Consider the following 17,234-nt stretch of genomic DNA (forward strand, 5'->3'; position numbering starts at 1 on the left):
GCGGACGCCGGGGTTCCGGTGGAGCACGCCTCCGGACACACGAAGAAGGGCCGGCAGACGCCGGCCCTTCTTCGTGATGGTCAGGAGGCGAGGACCTCGTCGAGGACGGCGGATGCCTTGTCCTCGTCGGCCTTCAACGCCAGGGCGATCTCGGAGATGAGGATCTGCCGGGCCTTCGCCAGCATCCGCTTCTCACCCGCCGACAGGCCGCGATCCTGGTCGCGGCGCCACAGGTCGCGGACGACCTCGCTCACCTTGATGACGTCGCCGGAGGCGAGCTTCTCGAGGTTCGCCTTGTAGCGACGCGACCAGTTGGTCGGCTCCTCGGTGAAGGGAGCGCGCAGGACGTCGAAGACCTTCTCGAGACCGTCTTTGCCGATCACGTCACGGACACCCACGAGATCGACGTTGTCCGCAGGGACCTCGATGATGAGGTCTCCCTGGGTGACGTTGAGCTTCAGGTATTTCTTGGTCTCGCCCTTGATGACGCGATCCTTGACCTCGATGATGGTCGCGGCGCCGTGGTGCGGATAGACGACTGTTTCGCCAACCTCAAAAAGCATGCAGTTGTGTCCTTTCGGCAACCTCCAGAATACCACAGGCGACATACGCTAAAGTTCGCCGCCCAGCACCGGACCCCCTGCCCCGGCCTGCGCACGCCGACGGCATAGGATGGTCGTGTCGCCGTCTGCTTCATCTGGAGGAACCGTGAAATCGCGTCTCGCCGCGTCCATCGCCCTGGGCACCGCCGTCGTCCTCGGCGCCACCGGCTGCAACATGCTTGCCCCGCAGGCGACGACCATCCAGTACTCCGCCTCGGACGGCGTGAACATCCCCGAGTCCGGCCCCCTGAAGGTGCGCAACGCCCTCATCATCGCCGACGCCGACGGGACGCTCGGCAACTTCGTCGCCGGCATCGTGAACGACACCGACGAGCAGGCCATCCTGAACGTCTCGATCGACGGCGAGTCCCAGTCCATCCCGGTCGACGCCCGGTCGAGCGTGAGCCTCGGTCGCGACACCGCACCCATGGTCTTCGAGAACGTCGGGCAGCCGGGCTCGGACGTCGAGGTCTCGTTCCAGTCCGGCGAGGGCGAAGGCGTCGTCCGGAACGTCCCGATCCTGGACGGCACTCTGCAGCAGTACTCGACGCTCGTCCCGACGCCGCTGCCCGAGACCACCACGACGCCCGCTGCGACGCCGTCACCGACCGCGACGCCGGCCGGCTGACCCCGGATCACCGACGACGAAGCCCCCGCCTCGGCGGGGGCTTCGTCGTTGCGCTCAGGCCTCGAAGCGATATCCGAGTCCGCGCACCGTGAGCAGCATCACCGGCTCGCTCGGGTTCTGCTCGATGCGGGAACGGATGCGCTTGATGTGCACGTCGAGGGTCTTAGTGTCACCGAAGTAGTCACTCCCCCAGACGCGGTCGATCAGCTGACCGCGGGTGAGCACGCGTCCCGCGTTGCGCATGAGCAGCTCGAGCAGTTCGAACTCCTTCAGCGGCATGGAGATCTCCGAGCCATCCACCGCTACGGTGTGTCGGTCGATGTCGAGCGTCACCCGCCCGCCCTGGACGATCCGCTCGTCGAGGTCGACATCGTCGGTCTCGCTCCGGCGCAGCACCGCCCGCATCCGCGCGAGCAGTTCGCGTGACGAGTAGGGCTTGGTGATGTAGTCGTCCGCGCCGAGTTCCAATCCGACGACGATGTCGACCTCGCTGTCCTTCGCGGTCAACATGATGATCGGCACCTTGGAGGTCGTGCGGATGACGCGGCAGACCTCCGTGCCGGGCATGCCCGGCAGCATCAGGTCGAGCAGCACGATGTCGGCACCGCGGGCGGTGAAGGCGTCGAGGGCGAGGCCGCCGTCCTCAGCGATCTCCACCTCGAACCCCTCGCGCTTGAGGAGGTAGGCGAGCGGGTCGGCGAGGTCGGGTTCGTCTTCGACGATCAGGACACGGGTCATGGTGCGTTCTTTCTGGCCGGGCTCTTGAGGCCGGCGGCCTTGCTGGGTTTCGCGGTCTTCTTGGGCTTGCGCGGCACGGCGCCCTCGGGCGCTGCGGCGAGCGGGAGTCGGATGGTGAACGTCGAGCCCCGACCGGGCCGTGACCAGAGGTCCACCGAACCGCCGTGCCGCTGCACGGCGTGCTTCACGATCGACAGGCCGAGCCCCGTGCCGCCGGTGCGGCGAGAGCGGGCCTGATCGGCGCGGTAGAAGCGTTCGAAGATGCGCTGCTGGTCGGCTTCGGGGATCCCGATCCCGTGGTCGGCGACGGCGATCTCGACGGCTCCGTCGGCGACGCGCACCCCGACGCCGACCTGTGCGCCGGCTGGCGAGTAGGCGATGGCGTTCGCCAGCAGGTTGCTGACCGCCTCGGTGAGGATCTGCGGATCGCCGCGCACGAAGAGTCCGCGGTCGCCACCGCGGGCGACGGCGATGCCCGCCGACTCGGCGGAGATCGTCTGGGACTCGATCGCCGAACGGACCACCTCGTCGACGGAGACGTCGCGCATCTCGGCGATCTCGTCGGCGGACTGCAGGCGCGACAGGTTCATGATGCGCGAGGTGAGCTGCCCGAGCCGGGTCGCCTCGCCGGAGAGCCGACCGGCGAAGTGACGGACCTGCTCCGGGTCATCGGATGCCGACTCGATCGCCTCGGCGAGCAGGGTCACCGCGCCGACGGGGGTCTTCAGTTCGTGCGAGGTGTTGGCGACGAAGTCCCGCCGCATCTGCTCCACCCGCTCGCGTTCGGTGATGTCGCGGATGACGATCAGGGTGAGCCGCGGCGTGATGACGCTCGCACGCGCCGCCACCACGCGCGGCTCGATCCCGCGGTTGAGGTGCATGCTCTCGGCCGCGGGGAGGCCCGTCTGCCGTGCACTGCGGGCGAGGTGGCGCAGGCGGTCGGCCTGCAGGCTCTCATCGACGCGCAGGCCGAACACCTCGGCGGTCGCGGATGCCGCGAGGATGAGCATCGAGGGATCGACGACGACCGCGGCGTCGTCCATCGCCTGCAGGACCGACCCCGTCCCTTCGGGCAGCTCCACAGACGTCACCCGTCGGGTGAGCTCCCGGGCGCGCAGCGCGTAGAAGACGAGGGCGACGGCTCCGCCGCCGACGAGCAGTCCCACGGCGAGGGCCAGCAGCGCGAGCTGCGTCGAGTCCATGTCCTCCAGCGTAGGGCGGTCGCGCAGCCGTCATCAGCCGGAAAGCGACCCGAACGGGCTGCGCGGGTGAGTGTTCACCGTGTCGGCACCGACCGTTAACCTTGGCGCGGGAGGATCGCCGACGTCTCCGCGCGACAGCTCGCGCCCGTCACCCGCCCGCACGAAGAGAAGGTGCTCCATGCGCGAAGTGTTCCATCAGTCCCTCGAGGACGTGCAGACCCGTCTCGTCGAGATCTCCGACCTCGTCGCCGTCGCCATCGAGAAGGCGACCCGCGCCTTCGGCACGAGCGACGTCGCCCTCGCCGAGGACGTCATCGACAACGACCAGGTGATCGACGACAAGGCCATCGAGCTCGACGAACTCGCGATCGAGATCCTCGCCCGCCAGCAGCCGGTCGCGCGCGACCTCCGCATCGTCGTCGCCGCCCTGCGCGTGAGCGCGTCGCTCGAGCGCATGGGCGACATCGCCGAGCACATCGCTCAGCTGACCCGCATGCGCTTCCCGGAGCGCGCGGTGCCGAAGGGACTCAAGAGCACCTTCGCGAAGATGGGCGAGATCGACACCGAGGTCGCCCGCACCCTCGCGGATCTGCTCCGCACCGAGGACCTTTCGCTGGCCGAGAAGCTCCACAACCTCGACGACGAGCTCGACGCCCTCCACCTCTCGGTCTTCGAGAAGGTGCTCAGCGACAACTGGCAGGGCGAGGCATCCGCCACCGTCGACGCCACCCTCGCGTCCCGGTACCACGAGCGCTTCGGCGACCACGCCCTGTCTGTCGCGAAGAAGGTCTCGTACCTCGCGACGGGCACGTGGTCGGCCGACCTCGAAGGCGCCGACGCCGAGGTCTGATCACTCCGGAGCCTGCACGAAGAAGAGAGCGGATGCCGGTCGGCATCCGCTCTCTTCGTTCCCCGGCGTGCGGGGTTACTTCTTGCCCTGCGACGCGACCGCGGCGGCGCCGGCGGCGGCGGCCTCGGGGTCGAGGTACTGTGCCGGCTCGAGCGGCGTCAGGTCCTCGCCGAGGCGGTAGACGAGGGGGATGCCGGTCGGGATGTTCAGGGCGGCGATGTCGTCGTCGCTGATGCCGTCGAGATGCTTCACCAGCGCGCGCAGCGAGTTGCCGTGCGCGGCGACGATGACGGTCTTGCCGGAGCGGAGGTCGGGGACGATCTCGTTCTCCCAGTAGGGCAGCAGCCGGTCGATCACGATCGCCAGCGACTCGGTGCGGGGCACGTCGCCGTCGATGTCGGCGTAGCGCGGGTCGGCGATCTGCGTGTAGGGGTCGTCGTCGGCGATGTCCGGCGGCGGCACGTCGAACGAACGGCGCCACAGCATGAACTGGTCCTCGCCGAACTCGTCGAGGGTCTGCGCCTTGTCCTTGCCCTGCAGGGCGCCGTAGTGACGCTCGTTCAGGCGCCACGAGCGCTTGACCGGGATCCACAGGCGGTCGGCCGCGTCGAGCGCGATGTTCGCGGTCTGGATCGCACGCGACAGCAGCGACGTGTGCAGGATGTCGGGCGTCAGGCCGGACTCCTTGATCAGCTCGCCGCCGCGCTGGGCCTCGGCCTTGCCCTGATCGGTGAGACGGACGTCCACCCAGCCGGTGAACTGGTTGGACTTGTTCCATTCGCTCTGACCATGGCGGAGGAGGATCAACGTGTAGGGGGCTGTCATGCCCGCAATCCTACCGGCGCCCGGGGTGCGATCATGGGGGCATGACGCGCGCCGAGCCCGTCGTCGGACAGGTCACCCGGGGCACGACGAACACCAACCGGCTGCGCCGCGTCGACCGCTGGATCGCGCGGCATCCGGTGCTGCGGCGCACCGCCGATCCGCTCGTCGTCGACCTGGGCTACGGCGCCAGCGGCGTGACGGCCTTCGAGCTCGAGGCGCGCCTGCGCCGCACCCGCGCCGACGTCGAGGTGCTCGGCCTCGAGATCGAACCGGCCCGGGTCGACCGTGCGAACCGGCAGCTGGAGGCGATCCGGGCAGGCGGCGCGAGCTTCGACCCCGACGCCCGGGTGTCGTTCGCCCGCGGCGGCTTCGAGGTGCCGGTGGCGGGCGGGCGCCGGCCCGCCGTCATCCGCGCGTTCAACGTGCTGCGCCAGTACGACGAAGCCGACGTCGCAGGCGCCTGGCGGCGCATGACGCAGCGTCTGCAGCCGGGCGGCATGCTCGTGGAGGGCACGTGCGACGAACTGGGTCGCATCTCGACGTGGATCGAGGTGGGGTCGGATGCCGCACCCCGCTCGCTGACCATCTCGCTGCGTCTCGCGGGTCTGGATTCCCCCGCGGTCGCCGCCGAACGGCTGCCCAAAGCCCTCATCCATCGGAACGTGCCGGGCGAACGCGTCCACGACGCCCTCGCCGCCCTCGAACGGGAGTGGACGCGTGCGGCCCCGGCATCCGCCTTCGGTCCGGTCCAACGCTGGCGCGCCGCCCTCGACGCGATGGCCTCGGACGGGTGGCCGGTGGCCGGACGGTCGCGGTGGCGGCTCGGTGAGGTCACCCTGCCGTGGGAGTCCGTCGCGCCGGTCGGCGACTGAGACCCGTCAGACCCGCGGCAGGATCGCCCTGGCCTCGGCGGGGGTCATCCCCGTCGCGCACAGCAGATCGGTGGCGAGGGGCCGGAGCGCACTGATCAGGGTCTGGTCGCCGAGCGAGCCGTCGGGTACGAGCGCGATCGGATCGAGCCGCGCTGCCGCGGCCGTCAGGGTCTCGCGGGCGGCGGGCTCGAGGGAGATGTCGTGCAGCGATGCGGCGAGCAGGTCGGCTCCGCGTGAGAGGTCGGCGAGCAGATCGGCGGCGAGCTCCCGCTCGCTGCCGTCGTCGGAGAGGTAGACCGCGCGTCGCGCCACAACGCGGAGGTTGCGCACGGCCAGGTCCATGCTCGTCCGGATGCGGTCGTGGCGTTCGAGCTCGTGCCGCTGGCGACGCGTGAAGGGCGAGATGCGGGCGATGGCGAGGCCGGATTCGACGGAGGTGCGCCACGCGTCGACGAGCCCCTGCAGCTCGCGCGCCTTCTCGAGTCCGCGTTCGGAGCGCATCCGGCTGCCGCTGCGCAGCCCCTGCACGACGGTGCCGGCGGCGCCGCCGAAGGCCGTGAACAGCTCCGCCGCGTCCGTCAGGGCCGTCCGCAGGGGGCTCCGCGGGATGAGCGCGGTCACCAGGAGCGCCATGGCGCCGCCGATCGTCGCGTCGATGAGACGCAGGAGCGGCACCTGCGTCGGCACGATCACGACGATGATCGACTGGATGGCGGCGGCGATCGCGAAGGCCGGCTGCGGCGAGACGAAGCGCGCGATCGCCAGGCTGCATGCGAGCGTGACCGCCAGCTGCCACCAGCCGCTCCCCGCCGTCAGCACGACGATCTCGGCGACGAAGACGCCGAGGATCATCCCGATGACCGTCTCGAGGACCCGCCTCGGGCGCGCGTCGCGCACGAGCCCGAGGCTCGAGATCGTGACGGTCGCGGCGATCAGCGGCGCGGGGTGCCCGAATCCGTAGTGCGCGATGGAGAACGCGGCGGTCGCTGCCACGACGAGCTGCAGGATCGCCGGGAGCGACGCCCGCATCCGACCCCAGCCTTCGCGCGGATAGCGGCGGGTGGCCGGCACCGGCGCAGTGGGCGGCGGGTCGGTCACCACGGGTCAGCGACGCTGTGAGAGGCGCGGGAGCCGCGGGACGGATGCCGCGCGTCCGGCCTCGGGCGGGACGACGACCTCCTGCGCCGCGGCGATGGGACCGTCGGGCCCGTCCACGGTGAGCGCAGCGTCGACGGGTGTCGATCGCTTGACGATCGCCAGGGCGATCGGCCCCTCCTCGTGATGGCGCGCGACCGAGGTGACGGCGCCGACCTCGGCGCCGCCTGCTCGGACGGGAGCGCCCTGCTCGGGCAAGTCGGCGTCGGAGCCGTCGAGCTGCAGGGCGACGATGCGGCGGGGCGGGTGGCCGAGGTTGTGCACCTTGGCGACCGTCTCCTGGCCGCGGTAGCACCCCTTGTCGAGGTGGACGGCGCTGCGGAGCCAGTCGACCTCGTGCGGCAGGGTCCTGCCATCGGCCTCGTTCGATGCGCGCGGTCGCCACGCCGCGACGCGGAGCGCCTCGGCGGCGAGTCGGCCGGCGAGCACGCGTTCGCCGCGAGCCGCCTCGGTGACGAGCTCGTCGAGGGCCGCGACCGGGATGACGGCCTCCGACCAGTCCCGCTCCCCACCGGGGTGCGGGCTCGCCGGGGCGTAGCCCCAGCCGCCGGGTGCGACGACGGGCCACGGGTCGTGCCAGACAGCGACCGACGGGAGCGCGTCGACCGCGTCGCGCGTGCCACCCACGACGGCGTACTCCGCCGAGCGGTCCCTCGGGTCGACGCGGAGTCGGAAGCGCATCCTGGTGAGCCAGGTCAGCAGCCCCGCGGCACGGTCACCGTCGACGATGAGCCAGGTCTGCTCGCCGTCGTCGACGACGGATGCCGCATGCTCGACGTGACCCTGCGGGTCGAGGACCAGCAGCTCCGTCGATCGTCCGGGCTCGAGGTTCGTCAGCGCCTGCGAGGTGACCGAGTCCAGCCACGACAGCCGGTCCTCGCCGGAGACGCTCAGGACGGTCCGGTCCGCCAGCGGCGCGAGTGCTCGACCGGACGCCAGGTCGCGCTGCTCGCGCATGGGGTTGCCGAGGTGCTCGAGTCCTCGCTCGTCCACGACCGCACCCGGGACGGCGCCGAAGTCCGTCACTGGACCCTCGCCAGCCGGGCCGAGGCGTGCGAGCCCAGCTCGGAGCCGAGGGCGGCGATGTCCCACGCCCACAGCAGATGGCCGTCGACGAGGCCGTACATCCGCGTGGCCGCAGCGTAGGGCTTGGCGCCGGAGGGCCGGACGATGGCATCCGTCGCGATGTCGATCCGCGGCCCGCGCACCTGCCCGAGGTAGAGCTCGCTGATGCCGTCGGAGTGCACGAGCGCGACCTCGATCTCGAAGCCCGCGCCGTCGACGCGGAGTGCCTCGACGTCGTCGACCGTTCGCGCCGTCTCCCGCGGGGCGAGGGCGGGAAGCAGGGCAGGACCCGCGTCGGCGTCGGTCGCGGGCCGGGACAGGCGCCAGTACCCGGTCTCGGCGACGAGGTCGCGGCGATGACCGTCGGCATCCTCGAACCAGGCGGTCGCGGCGTAGTTCAGCGCGTCCCCGCCGTCATGGCTGAAGCTGACGCGGTGCGTGAATTCGCCCGACATCGTCCGGCCCTGCGCGTCGTACTCGAGGACGCCGGTGCCCTCCCAGACGCCGAGGAGCCAGGAGAGCGGGACGAGATCGGCCGGGAGGTCGGTCGGCAGCTCGATCACGGGGTCAGCGCTGGCCGCGGTAGAGGTTCCAGATCACGACGCCGGACACGAACGCGATCGCGAGCGATGCGAGGCCGAGCAGCCCGACGAAGAAGAGTTCGAGTGCGACGAGGTCCATGGCTCCACTTTAGCCGCCGCGGGGGGCGACGCGGGCTCAGCCGACCAGCTCGGCGAGCGCGAACCCCGCGCCGATCAGCCCCATGACGACCATCGCCCCCAGCACGCTCGCCGAGATGCGCAGGATGAACCCCTGCGAGCGGCCGTAGGCCAGCTGCACGGCGAACGAGAGGAAGAAGCAGACGCCGAGACCGACGAGCAGCCACGCGCCGCGCCAGTCAGGCTCGGTGAGGATGCCGATGCTCAGCGCCACGACCACGGCGGCGCCCCACACCGCGAGGACGCCCGCGATCCGTTTGCGGGGCACGATCTCGGGGGCGGTCATGCTCCTCATTCTTGCGCACCCCCGGGCCGGTCGCACGGGGCGGGCCTCGACGACGGCCCCGGCACGGGGTGCCGCGGCGGACGCCCTAAGATGAGGACGGTTCCGAGTCCGCATCGGAGGGTCCCCCTTGGCACAGCTGCTCGTTCTGAGCTCCGCCGCCGGCGGCGACTCCGTCCTGCCTTCGCTCGAGCTCCTGAGCCACCGGGTCCGCCAGATCCCGGCCGAGGCGGCGCAGCTGGTCAACGCGCCGAGCGCCGACATCGTCTTCGTCGATGCGCGCCACGACCTCGTCGGGGCCAAGTCGCTGTGCAAGATCCTCACGACGACCGGTGTCGATGCGCCCCTCGTGCTCGTCGTCACCGAGGGCGGGCTCACCGCGGTCTCCCCCGACTGGGGCATCGACGACGTCGTGCTCGTGAGCGCCGGTCCCGCCGAGGTCGATGCGCGCATCCGCCTCGCCGTCGGGCGGGTCTCGAAGGAGCAGGTGTCGACCCGCATCCAGACCTCCGGCATCACGATCGACGAGTCGTCGTATTCGGCGAAGGTCCACGGCCGGCCGCTCGACCTCACCTACAAGGAGTTCCAGCTCCTGCACTTCTTCGCGACGCACCCCTCGCGCGTCTTCACGCGTGAACAGCTGCTCAGCGAGGTGTGGGGATACGACTACTTCGGCGGCACCCGCACCGTCGATGTCCACGTCCGTCGCCTCCGCGCGAAGCTCGGCGATCTCGAGCAGCTCATCGGCACGGTGCGCAACGTCGGCTACCGGTTCAACGTCTACGAGGACGAGCAGCTGCCGGGCACACCCGCCTGATCCGGGTGCGTGGCATCCCGCCATGTTCACGCGTACGTCACGCCGCCCTGCAATGATGTGGGGATGATCGACACCCAGGTTCACGACTCCGGACTGGGCGACGCGGACGACGACGACTTCGACGATGTCGTCGAGGCGTACGACTCGCAGCTCCCCGACAGCCGCTATCTCGACCGCGAGCTCAGCTGGCTCGCCTTCAACCAGCGCGTGCTCGAGCTGGCCGAGGATCCGAACCTGCCGACGCTCGAGCGCGCGAACTTCCTCGCCATCTTCGCAAGCAACCTCGACGAGTTCTTCATGGTGCGCGTCGCCGGTCTCAAGCGCCGCATCCTGACCGGCCTCGCCGTTCCGACGAACGTGGGCCGCGCGCCGCTCGACGTCCTCGCCGACCTCGCGACGGCCGCACACGCCCTGCAGGAGCGCCACGCGGCCGTGTGGTCGGAGCAGGTCCGCCCGTCGCTGGCAGAGGCCGGCATCGAGGTCGTGTCGTGGAAGGACCTGTCCGACCAGGAGCGCAGCGACCTCTACGACTACTTCTCGGCGCAGGTCTTCCCGGTGCTGATGCCCCTGGCGGTCGACCCGGCGCATCCGTTCCCCTACATCTCGGGTCTGTCGCTGAACCTCGCGGTCCGCATCCGCAACGCCCGGACCGGCCGTCAGGAGTTCGCGCGCCTCAAAGTGCCGCCGATGCTCCCCCGCCTGGTCGAGGTCGCCAAGAACGGCTCGACGGTGCGGTACCTGCCGCTGGAGGAGCTGATCTCCGAGAACCTCGGCGACCTGTTCCCGGGCATGGAGATCCTCGAGCACCACACCTTCCGCCTCACACGCAACGAGGACGTCGTGATCGAGGAGGACGAGACCGAGAACCTCATCCAGGCCCTCGAGGCCGAGCTCCTCCGCCGTCGATTCGGGCCGCCGATCCGTCTCGAGATCACCGAGGACATGGACGAGGTCACCCTCGCCCTGCTCCTCGACGAGCTCGACATCACCGACAACGACGTCTACCGGCTGCCCTCGCCGCTCGACCTGCGCGGGCTGTTCTCGCTCTCGCAGATCGAGCGCCCGGACCTGCGCTACCCCGCGCATGTGCCCAAGACGGCGACGCCGTTCCAGCCCGCGGAGCAGAACGGGCGGGCCGACATCTTCGCGGCCATCCGCAAGGAGGACGTCCTCGTCCACCACCCCTACGAGTCGTTCACGACGAGCGTCGTCGCGTTCCTGCAGCAGGCCGCCCGCGACCCGCACGTGCTCGCGATCAAGCAGACGCTCTACCGCACCTCCGGTGACAGCCCGATCGTCGAAGCGCTGATCGACGCCGCCGAGAACGGCAAGCAGGTCCTCGCGCTGGTCGAGGTGAAGGCCCGCTTCGACGAGGCGGCGAACATCGTCTGGGCTCGGAAGCTCGAGAAGGCGGGCGTCCACGTCGTCTACGGCCTCGTGGGGCTGAAGACCCACTGCAAGCTCCTGCACGTCATCCGCGAGGAGGACGGCGTCCTCCGCAGCTACAGCCACATCGGCACGGGCAACTACAACCCGAAGACGAGCCGCATCTACGAGGACTACGGCCTCTTCACCGCGAACGAGCAGGTAGGTCGCGACCTGACGCGCCTGTTCAACGAGCTCAGCGGCTACGCGATCGAGAAGAAGTTCAAGCGGCTGCTGGTGGCTCCCCTGCACCTGCGCAAGGGACTGCTCCGCCGCATCGACGCCGAACGCCGCAACGCGCAGGCCGGCAAGCCCGCCTCGGTCCGCATCAAGGTCAACTCGATGGTCGACGAGCAGATCATCGACGCCCTCTACCGCGCCAGCCAGGCGGGCGTGAAGGTCGACGTCTGGGTGCGCGGCATCTGCTCGCTGCGGACCGACCTGCCGGGCGTCAGCGACAACATCACGGTGCGATCGATCCTCGGCCGCTACCTGGAGCACTCGCGCATCTTCATGTTCGAGGGCGACGGCGAGCCGCAGGTGTTCATCGGCAGCGCCGACATGATGCACCGCAACCTCGACCGCCGCGTCGAGGCGCTCGTGCGGGTGACCGAGCCCGCGCACGTGGGCGAGCTGACCGCGCTGTTCGACCTCGCGATGGCCGACACGACCAGCTCGTGGCACCTCGGTCCCGAGGGCGAGTGGACGCGTCATCACCTGGATGCCGAGGGCACCCCCCTCGTCGACCTGCAGGAGAAGACCATGTCGCAGGTGCTCCGTCGGCGCCGCGCGCGGGCGGTGCGATGACCGAGACCGCGGTCTACGCGGCCGGCGGCGTCGTCTGGCGTCTCGTCGAGGGCAAGCTGCACGTCCTGGCGATCCATCGCACGAAGTACCGGGATCTGACGCTGCCCAAGGGCAAGGTCGATCCCGGTGAGACGCTCGCCGAGACGGCGGTGCGCGAGATCCACGAGGAGACCGGCATCCGCGTCGCGCTCGGCGTGCCCGTCGGCGTCTCGACCTACCGCCTGCCCAGCAAGCGGAAGAAGATCGTGCACTACTGGAGCGCCGAGGCGACCGACGAGGCCATCCGCGCGTCGGCCTTCGTGCCCAATCGCGAGATCGCGGCGATCGAATGGCTCCCGCCGCGCAAGGCGCTCAGCCGGCTCAGCTATCCGGTCGACATCGAGATCCTCGAGAACTTCCTGCGCCTCGTCGACGACGGGGTGCTCGCCACCTTCCCGATCGTCGTCCTGCGCCACGGCAAAGCGACCCCGCGGGAGGACTGGAAGGGGAAGGATGCCGATCGCCCCCTCACCGACCGCGGTCGCCGTCAGGCGAAGGCGGTTGTCGGCCCGCTGCGCTCGTTCGGCGTGCAGCGGGTGGTCTCGAGCGACGCCGTGCGCTGCGTGGACACTGTGGCGCCCCTCGCGAAGGCGCTGCACCGCGACATCCGCCGCACCGAGCTGATCTCGCAGGATGCCTGGGAGGGGGGCCGCGCGGACCTCCGGAAGGTCGTCGGCAAGCGCGTGCGCGCCGGCAAGCCCGCGGTGCTGTGCTCGCACCGGCCGGTGTTGCCGGAGCTCATGAGCGAGATCGCGCTGGCCACGGGGACCATGAAGGGCTCGTATCTCGGCAGTGCCTCGTCGCTGGAGACGGGCGGGTTCTCGGTCGTGCATCTGTCGGCCACGAACCCCGGGTCGGGCATCGTGGCGATCGAGACGCATCCGCCGAAGGTGTGAATCAGCCGGGTGGAGGCGTTCGGACCCGGTCCGTTCACCTGTCGTTCACCTGCGGAGCGGAACCTGGTCACCAGCGACTCCTACCGTCGAGCCAGCCCCTGCACCGGGGTGTCCCGATCACCCGAAGGAAATCACACGTGAAGCTCAACCGCATCGCCCGCGTGGGCGCTGTCGCAGCCGTCGCAGCCCTCTCCCTCACCGCTTGCGCGGCCAACGAGCCCGCCGCAGGCGGCGGCGCGCAGCCGTCCGCCGGTGGCGAGACCGCGCTGTCCGGCACGGTCAAGGCGACCGGCGCGTCGTCGCAGGGCGCCGCCCAGCAGGCGTGGACCGCGGCCTTCCAGCAGGCGAACCCCGACGTCACGATCAACTACCAGCCCACCGGCTCGGGCACGGGTCGCGACAACTTCCTCGCTGGCTCCAGCAACTTCATCGGCTCCGACCGCGCGTACGACGCGGACGAGCTCGCCGCCGGCGGCTTCGGCGCCTGCGCGACCGACGACATCGTCGAGGTCCCCGCCTACATCTCCCCCGTCGCCGTCGTCTTCAACCTCGAGGGCGTCGACACGCTGAACCTCACCCCCGAGGTCATCGCGGACATCTTCAACGAGCAGATCGAGAAGTGGAACGACCCGGCGATCGCCGACCTGAACGAGGGCGTCGAGCTCCCCGACCTCGCCATCACCCCGGTCTTCCGCGGTGACGCGTCGGGCACCACCGGCACGTTCACCGAGTACCTCGCCTCGGTCGCACCCGACGCATGGCCCTACGAGGACGCCGACGAGTGGCCCGTCTCGACCACGCGCTCCGAGGCTGCCCAGCAGACCTCCGGCGTCGAGGCAGCCGTCACCGGCGGCCAGGGCACCATCGGCTACATCGACGCCTCGCGCGTCGGCGAGCTCGGCTCGGCCGCGGTCCAGGTCGGCGACGAGTTCGTACCGTTCTCGTCCGAGGCCGCTGCGCAGCTCGTGGCCGCGTCGCCGCTCGAGGAGGGCCGCGGCGAGGGCGACCTCGTCTTCGCGGTCGACCCGGCCTCGGCTCCGGCCGGCTCGTACCCGATCGCGCTCGTCAGCTACCTCATCGGCTGCGTCGAGTACGAGGACGCCGCCGTCGCCGACGTCGTCCGCTCGTACTTCTCGTACATCGTGAGCGAGGACGGCCAGAACGCCGCGAACGAGGCCGCCGGTTCGGCGCAGCTCTCGCCCGAGGTCGCCGAGCAGGCACAGGCTGCCATCGAGCTCATCGGCGCCGCCGAGTAAGACACCCTCGCTGCTGGTGCCTCCCCGCCCGGGAGGCACCAGCAGCACTCATGTGAAACCCGCTTCCAACCCGAGGACTGCGATGCCCCCCACCACCACGACGGTCGTCGACCAGGACGCGTCGACCGACACCGGCCGCCGCCCCACCCGGCGCCGCGGCGATCTGTTCTTCTCCGGCAGCGCGCTGGCTGCGGGCATCATCATCCTCATCGTCCTGGCGGCGGTGACCCTCTTCCTCATCATCGAGAGCGTCCCCGCCTTCACCGGCAACCCGGACGAGATCCAGTTCCTGAACGGCCGACCCTTCTGGGAGTACGTCTGGCCCTTCGTCTTCGGAACGCTGTGGGCATCCGTCATCGCCCTCGTCGTCGCAACACCGCTCGCCATCGGCATCGCGCTGTTCATCTCGCACTACGCGCCCCGCCGTATCGCCGCGGTGCTCGGCTACATCATCGACCTCCTCGCCGCGATCCCCTCCGTCGTGTACGGACTGTGGGGTGCGCTCGTGTTCTCGCAGCTGCTGCAGCCGTTCTACGTCTGGCTGAACGAGAACCTCGGCTGGATCCCCTTCTTCGCCGGTGCGGTCTCCCCCACCGGGCGGACGATCCTCACGGCATCCCTCGTCCTGGCCGTGATGATCCTCCCGATCATGACCGCGATCACCCGGGAGGTCTTCCTGCAGACGCCGGTCCTCCACGAAGAGGCGGCGCTCGCGCTCGGCGCGACACGCTGGGAGATGATCCGCATGGCCGTCTTCCCGTTCGCCCGCGGCGGCATGGTCTCGGGCGCGATGCTCGGCCTCGGCCGCGCGCTCGGCGAGACGATGGCCGTCACCATGGTGCTCTCGGCCACCGGCGCCGTCACGTTCCAGGTGCTGAACTCGAACAACCCCACGCCGATCCCCGCGAACATCGCCCTCAACTTCGGTGAGGCCTACGGCGACGGCGTCAACGTCCTCATCGCGACGGGCCTCATCCTCTTCATCGTGACCTTCGCGGTCAACGCGATCGCGCGGTGGGTCGTCAACCGCCGCGCCGAGTTCTCCGGAGCGAACTGATGTCCACCACCCTCACCCGCTCCGCCACCAAGACCCCCGTCGGCAACTCGCTGACCGCGGGGCAGCTTCCCGCATGGATGCCGTGGGTCCTCCTCGCCGGCGCCCTCGCCCTCTCCGCGGCGGTCTTCGCGATCCTCCACGGCGGGCGCCCGATCGCCGACTTCAACATCGCCGGCACGGTCTTCGTCGGGATCATCCTGTTCTCGGTGGTGCTCGTCGTGCTCTCGAGCGTCGTCGAGACCCGCCGGCGCGCCGCCGACCGCCTGGCGACCGTGCTCGTCTCGACGGCCTTCACCATCGCGCTCCTGCCGCTCATCTCGCTGCTGTTCACGGTGATCGTGAACGGCGTCTCGCGGTTCGACGGTGAGTTCTTCAGCTTCTCGATGCGCAACATCGTCGGCGAGGGCGGCGGCGCCATCCACGCCGTCTGGGGCACCCTCATCGTCACCGCCTGGGCCGCGCTCATCTCGGTGCCGATCGGTCTGCTGACCTCGATCTACCTCGTCGAGTACGGCCGGGGCCGGCTCGCGAAGGCGATCACCTTCTTCGTGGACGTCATGACCGGCATCCCCTCGATCGTCGCGGGCCTGTTCATCGTCGCGGTCTGCGCGCTGCTCTTCGGTCCGGGTCTCAACACGGGCTTCATGGGCTCGCTCGCCCTGTCGGTGCTGATGATCCCGGTCGTCGTCCGCTCGAGCGAGGAGATGCTGCGCCTCGTCCCGAACGAGCTGCGCGAGGCGAGCTACGCCCTCGGTGTGCCGAAGTGGCTGACGATCGTCAAGGTGGTGCTGCCGACCTCGATCGCCGGCATCACGACGGGCATCATGCTCTCGATCTCGCGCGTCATCGGTGAGACGGCGCCGCTGCTGCTGACCGCCGGCTTCACGCAGTCGCTGAACGTCGATGCGTTCGACGGCCCGATGATGACGCTGCCGGTCTTCGTCTACGACCAGTTCCAGAACCCCGGCACGAACATCGCCGCCGCGCTCGAGCGCGCGTGGGCCGGAGCGCTCACCCTCATCATCATCGTCATGGCGCTGAACCTCGTCGCACGCTTCGTCGCGAAGAAGTTCGCCCCCAAGTTCGGCCGCTGACCCGCGGCATCCGACAGAAAGCACCCGAAGTGTCCAAGAGCATCGAAGTCAACGACCTCAACGTCTACTACAGCGACTTCCTCGCCGTGGAGGGCGTGTCCCTCGAGATCGAGCCCCGCAGCGTCACGGCGTTCATCGGCCCGTCGGGCTGCGGCAAGTCCACGTTCCTTCGCACCCTGAACCGCATGCACGAGGTCATCCCCGGCGCGCGCGTCGAGGGCGAGGTGCTGCTCGACGGCGAGGACCTGTACGGCCAGGGCGTCGACCCGGTGCTCGTGCGCCGCCAGATCGGCATGGTCTTCCAGCGCCCGAACCCGTTCCCGACGATGTCGATCCGCGACAACGTGCTGGCGGGCGTGAAGCTCAACAACTCGCGCATCTCGAAGTCCGACGCCGACGCGCTCGTCGAGAAGTCGCTCCGCGGAGCGAACCTCTGGAACGAGGTCAAGGACCGGCTCGAGAAGCCCGGCTCCGGCCTCTCGGGCGGTCAGCAGCAGCGCCTCTGCATCGCGCGTGCGATCGCCGTCTCGCCCGACGTGCTGCTCATGGACGAGCCCTGCTCGGCGCTCGACCCGATCTCGACCTTCGCGATCGAGGAGCTCATCCAGGAGCTCAAGAGCGAGTACACGATCGTCATCGTCACGCACAACATGCAGCAGGCGTCGCGCGTCTCGGACAAGACCGCGTTCTTCAACATCGCCGGCACCGGCAAGCCGGGCAAGCTCATCGAGTACGACGAGACCGGCACGATCTTCACCAAGCCGTCCGTACAGGCCACCGAGGACTACGTCTCGGGCCGCTTCGGATAAGGGACGCGTCGCAGCCGGGGGGCTCGGCGACGCAGGAGACGCGCCGGTACGGATTCGGGTTTCGTGCCGGCGCGTCTGTGTGCGCCGGGGGCGGC

18 protein-coding genes are annotated in these 17,234 nt (G+C 70.0%); 10 read left to right on the forward strand and 8 right to left on the reverse strand.

Features of this window, described 5'->3' with window-relative positions; all coding sequences use genetic code 11:
- Positions 1-80: 80 nt before the first annotated feature.
- Positions 81-563 (reverse strand): CarD family transcriptional regulator, encoded by a 483-nt coding sequence (locus KZX17_RS14545; protein WP_248175027.1) that lies wholly within the window; start codon positions 561-563, stop codon positions 81-83.
- 145 nt (positions 564-708) lie between these two features.
- On the opposite strand from KZX17_RS14545, the gene KZX17_RS14550 reads away from it, so the two are divergent.
- On the forward strand, positions 709-1,230 hold the full coding sequence (locus KZX17_RS14550; RefSeq protein WP_248175025.1) for a DNA modification methylase: 522 nt from the start codon (positions 709-711) through the stop codon (positions 1,228-1,230).
- Positions 1,231-1,284: 54 nt separating this feature from the next.
- Here KZX17_RS14550 and KZX17_RS14555 read toward each other — a convergent pair whose 3' ends face one another.
- Together KZX17_RS14555 and KZX17_RS14560 are read right to left on the reverse strand one after the other, a co-directional pair.
- On the reverse strand, positions 1,285-1,968 hold the full coding sequence (locus KZX17_RS14555; RefSeq protein ID WP_248175023.1) for a response regulator transcription factor: 684 nt from the start codon (positions 1,966-1,968) through the stop codon (positions 1,285-1,287).
- Complete coding sequence (locus KZX17_RS14560; RefSeq protein ID WP_248175021.1) at positions 1,965-3,170, reverse strand: cell wall metabolism sensor histidine kinase WalK; 1,206 nt, start codon at positions 3,168-3,170, stop codon at positions 1,965-1,967. Before KZX17_RS14560 ends, KZX17_RS14555 begins: the two co-directional genes overlap by 4 nt.
- A gap of 178 nt (positions 3,171-3,348) precedes the next feature.
- Here KZX17_RS14560 and phoU point away from each other — a divergent pair, with 178 nt between their 5' ends.
- A complete protein-coding gene (phoU, locus tag KZX17_RS14565) occupies positions 3,349-4,020 on the forward strand; it encodes a phosphate signaling complex protein PhoU (RefSeq protein WP_248175019.1) in 672 nt (223 codons plus the stop codon).
- A 75-nt stretch (positions 4,021-4,095) separates the two neighbouring features.
- Here the strand turns inward: phoU and KZX17_RS14570 are convergent, their stop codons facing one another.
- Complete coding sequence (locus tag KZX17_RS14570) at positions 4,096-4,845, reverse strand: phosphoglyceromutase (RefSeq protein ID WP_248175017.1); 750 nt, start codon at positions 4,843-4,845, stop codon at positions 4,096-4,098.
- Between the two features lie 41 nt (positions 4,846-4,886).
- On the opposite strand from KZX17_RS14570, the gene KZX17_RS14575 reads away from it, so the two are divergent.
- Positions 4,887-5,717, forward strand: a complete 831-nt coding sequence (locus KZX17_RS14575) for a class I SAM-dependent methyltransferase (RefSeq protein WP_248175015.1) — start codon at positions 4,887-4,889, stop codon at positions 5,715-5,717.
- Positions 5,718-5,723: 6 nt separating this feature from the next.
- Here KZX17_RS14575 and KZX17_RS14580 read toward each other — a convergent pair whose 3' ends face one another.
- From KZX17_RS14580 to KZX17_RS14595, 4 genes are all read right to left on the reverse strand, one after another.
- Complete coding sequence (locus KZX17_RS14580; RefSeq protein ID WP_248175013.1) at positions 5,724-6,815, reverse strand: aromatic acid exporter family protein; 1,092 nt, start codon at positions 6,813-6,815, stop codon at positions 5,724-5,726.
- A 6-nt stretch (positions 6,816-6,821) separates the two neighbouring features.
- Entirely contained in the window at positions 6,822-7,898 is a 1,077-nt protein-coding gene (locus KZX17_RS14585) for a glycine cleavage T C-terminal barrel domain-containing protein (protein WP_248175011.1), read from the reverse strand.
- Entirely contained in the window at positions 7,895-8,500 is a 606-nt protein-coding gene (locus KZX17_RS14590) for an FABP family protein (protein ID WP_248175009.1), read from the reverse strand. The genes KZX17_RS14585 and KZX17_RS14590 overlap by 4 nt, the downstream gene beginning before the upstream one ends.
- A 154-nt stretch (positions 8,501-8,654) precedes the next feature.
- Positions 8,655-8,942: a hypothetical protein gene (locus KZX17_RS14595; protein WP_248175007.1), complete on the reverse strand. Its 288-nt coding sequence runs from the start codon at positions 8,940-8,942 to the stop codon at positions 8,655-8,657.
- 127 nt (positions 8,943-9,069) lie between these two features.
- Here KZX17_RS14595 and KZX17_RS14600 point away from each other — a divergent pair, with 127 nt between their 5' ends.
- From KZX17_RS14600 to pstB, 7 genes are all read left to right on the forward strand, one after another.
- On the forward strand, positions 9,070-9,756 hold the full coding sequence (locus KZX17_RS14600) for a response regulator transcription factor (RefSeq protein WP_248175005.1): 687 nt from the start codon (positions 9,070-9,072) through the stop codon (positions 9,754-9,756).
- A gap of 63 nt (positions 9,757-9,819) precedes the next feature.
- Positions 9,820-11,988 (forward strand): RNA degradosome polyphosphate kinase, encoded by a 2,169-nt coding sequence (locus tag KZX17_RS14605; protein WP_248175003.1) that lies wholly within the window; start codon positions 9,820-9,822, stop codon positions 11,986-11,988.
- A complete protein-coding gene (locus KZX17_RS14610) occupies positions 11,985-12,923 on the forward strand; it encodes an NUDIX domain-containing protein (RefSeq protein ID WP_248175001.1) in 939 nt (312 codons plus the stop codon). Before KZX17_RS14605 ends, KZX17_RS14610 begins: the two co-directional genes overlap by 4 nt.
- 137 nt (positions 12,924-13,060) lie before the next feature.
- Entirely contained in the window at positions 13,061-14,179 is a 1,119-nt protein-coding gene (locus KZX17_RS14615) for a phosphate ABC transporter substrate-binding protein PstS (RefSeq protein WP_248174999.1), read from the forward strand.
- Positions 14,180-14,261: 82 nt separating this feature from the next.
- A complete protein-coding gene (gene pstC, locus KZX17_RS14620; protein WP_248174997.1) occupies positions 14,262-15,236 on the forward strand; it encodes a phosphate ABC transporter permease subunit PstC in 975 nt (324 codons plus the stop codon).
- Positions 15,236-16,330 carry a phosphate ABC transporter permease PstA gene (gene pstA, locus KZX17_RS14625; protein WP_248174995.1) on the forward strand — a complete coding sequence of 365 codons (1,095 nt, stop codon included), beginning with the start codon at positions 15,236-15,238 and terminating at the stop codon, positions 16,328-16,330. The genes pstC and pstA overlap by 1 nt, the downstream gene beginning before the upstream one ends.
- A gap of 29 nt (positions 16,331-16,359) precedes the next feature.
- Positions 16,360-17,139: a phosphate ABC transporter ATP-binding protein PstB gene (pstB, locus tag KZX17_RS14630; RefSeq protein WP_248174993.1), complete on the forward strand. Its 780-nt coding sequence runs from the start codon at positions 16,360-16,362 to the stop codon at positions 17,137-17,139.
- The last annotated feature ends 95 nt before the right edge of the window (positions 17,140-17,234 follow it).

The organism is Microbacterium sp. EYE_78 (assembly GCF_023149035.1).
Taxonomy (GTDB): Bacteria; Actinomycetota; Actinomycetes; order Actinomycetales; family Microbacteriaceae; genus Microbacterium.

Coding starts and splice junctions, on each gene's coding strand:
- KZX17_RS14545 (WP_248175027.1), bottom strand. CDS start 563: ATGCTTTTTGAGGTTGGCGAAACAGTCGTCTATCCGCACCACGGCGCC.
- KZX17_RS14555 (WP_248175023.1), bottom strand. CDS start 1,968: ATGACCCGTGTCCTGATCGTCGAAGACGAACCCGACCTCGCCGACCCG.
- KZX17_RS14560 (WP_248175021.1), bottom strand. CDS start 3,170: ATGGACTCGACGCAGCTCGCGCTGCTGGCCCTCGCCGTGGGACTGCTC.
- phoU (WP_248175019.1), top strand. CDS start 3,349: ATGCGCGAAGTGTTCCATCAGTCCCTCGAGGACGTGCAGACCCGTCTC.
- KZX17_RS14570 (WP_248175017.1), bottom strand. CDS start 4,845: ATGACAGCCCCCTACACGTTGATCCTCCTCCGCCATGGTCAGAGCGAA.
- KZX17_RS14575 (WP_248175015.1), top strand. CDS start 4,887: ATGACGCGCGCCGAGCCCGTCGTCGGACAGGTCACCCGGGGCACGACG.
- KZX17_RS14595 (WP_248175007.1), bottom strand. CDS start 8,942: ATGACCGCCCCCGAGATCGTGCCCCGCAAACGGATCGCGGGCGTCCTC.
- KZX17_RS14605 (WP_248175003.1), top strand. CDS start 9,820: ATGATCGACACCCAGGTTCACGACTCCGGACTGGGCGACGCGGACGAC.
- KZX17_RS14610 (WP_248175001.1), top strand. CDS start 11,985: ATGACCGAGACCGCGGTCTACGCGGCCGGCGGCGTCGTCTGGCGTCTC.
- pstC (WP_248174997.1), top strand. CDS start 14,262: ATGCCCCCCACCACCACGACGGTCGTCGACCAGGACGCGTCGACCGAC.
- pstA (WP_248174995.1), top strand. CDS start 15,236: ATGTCCACCACCCTCACCCGCTCCGCCACCAAGACCCCCGTCGGCAAC.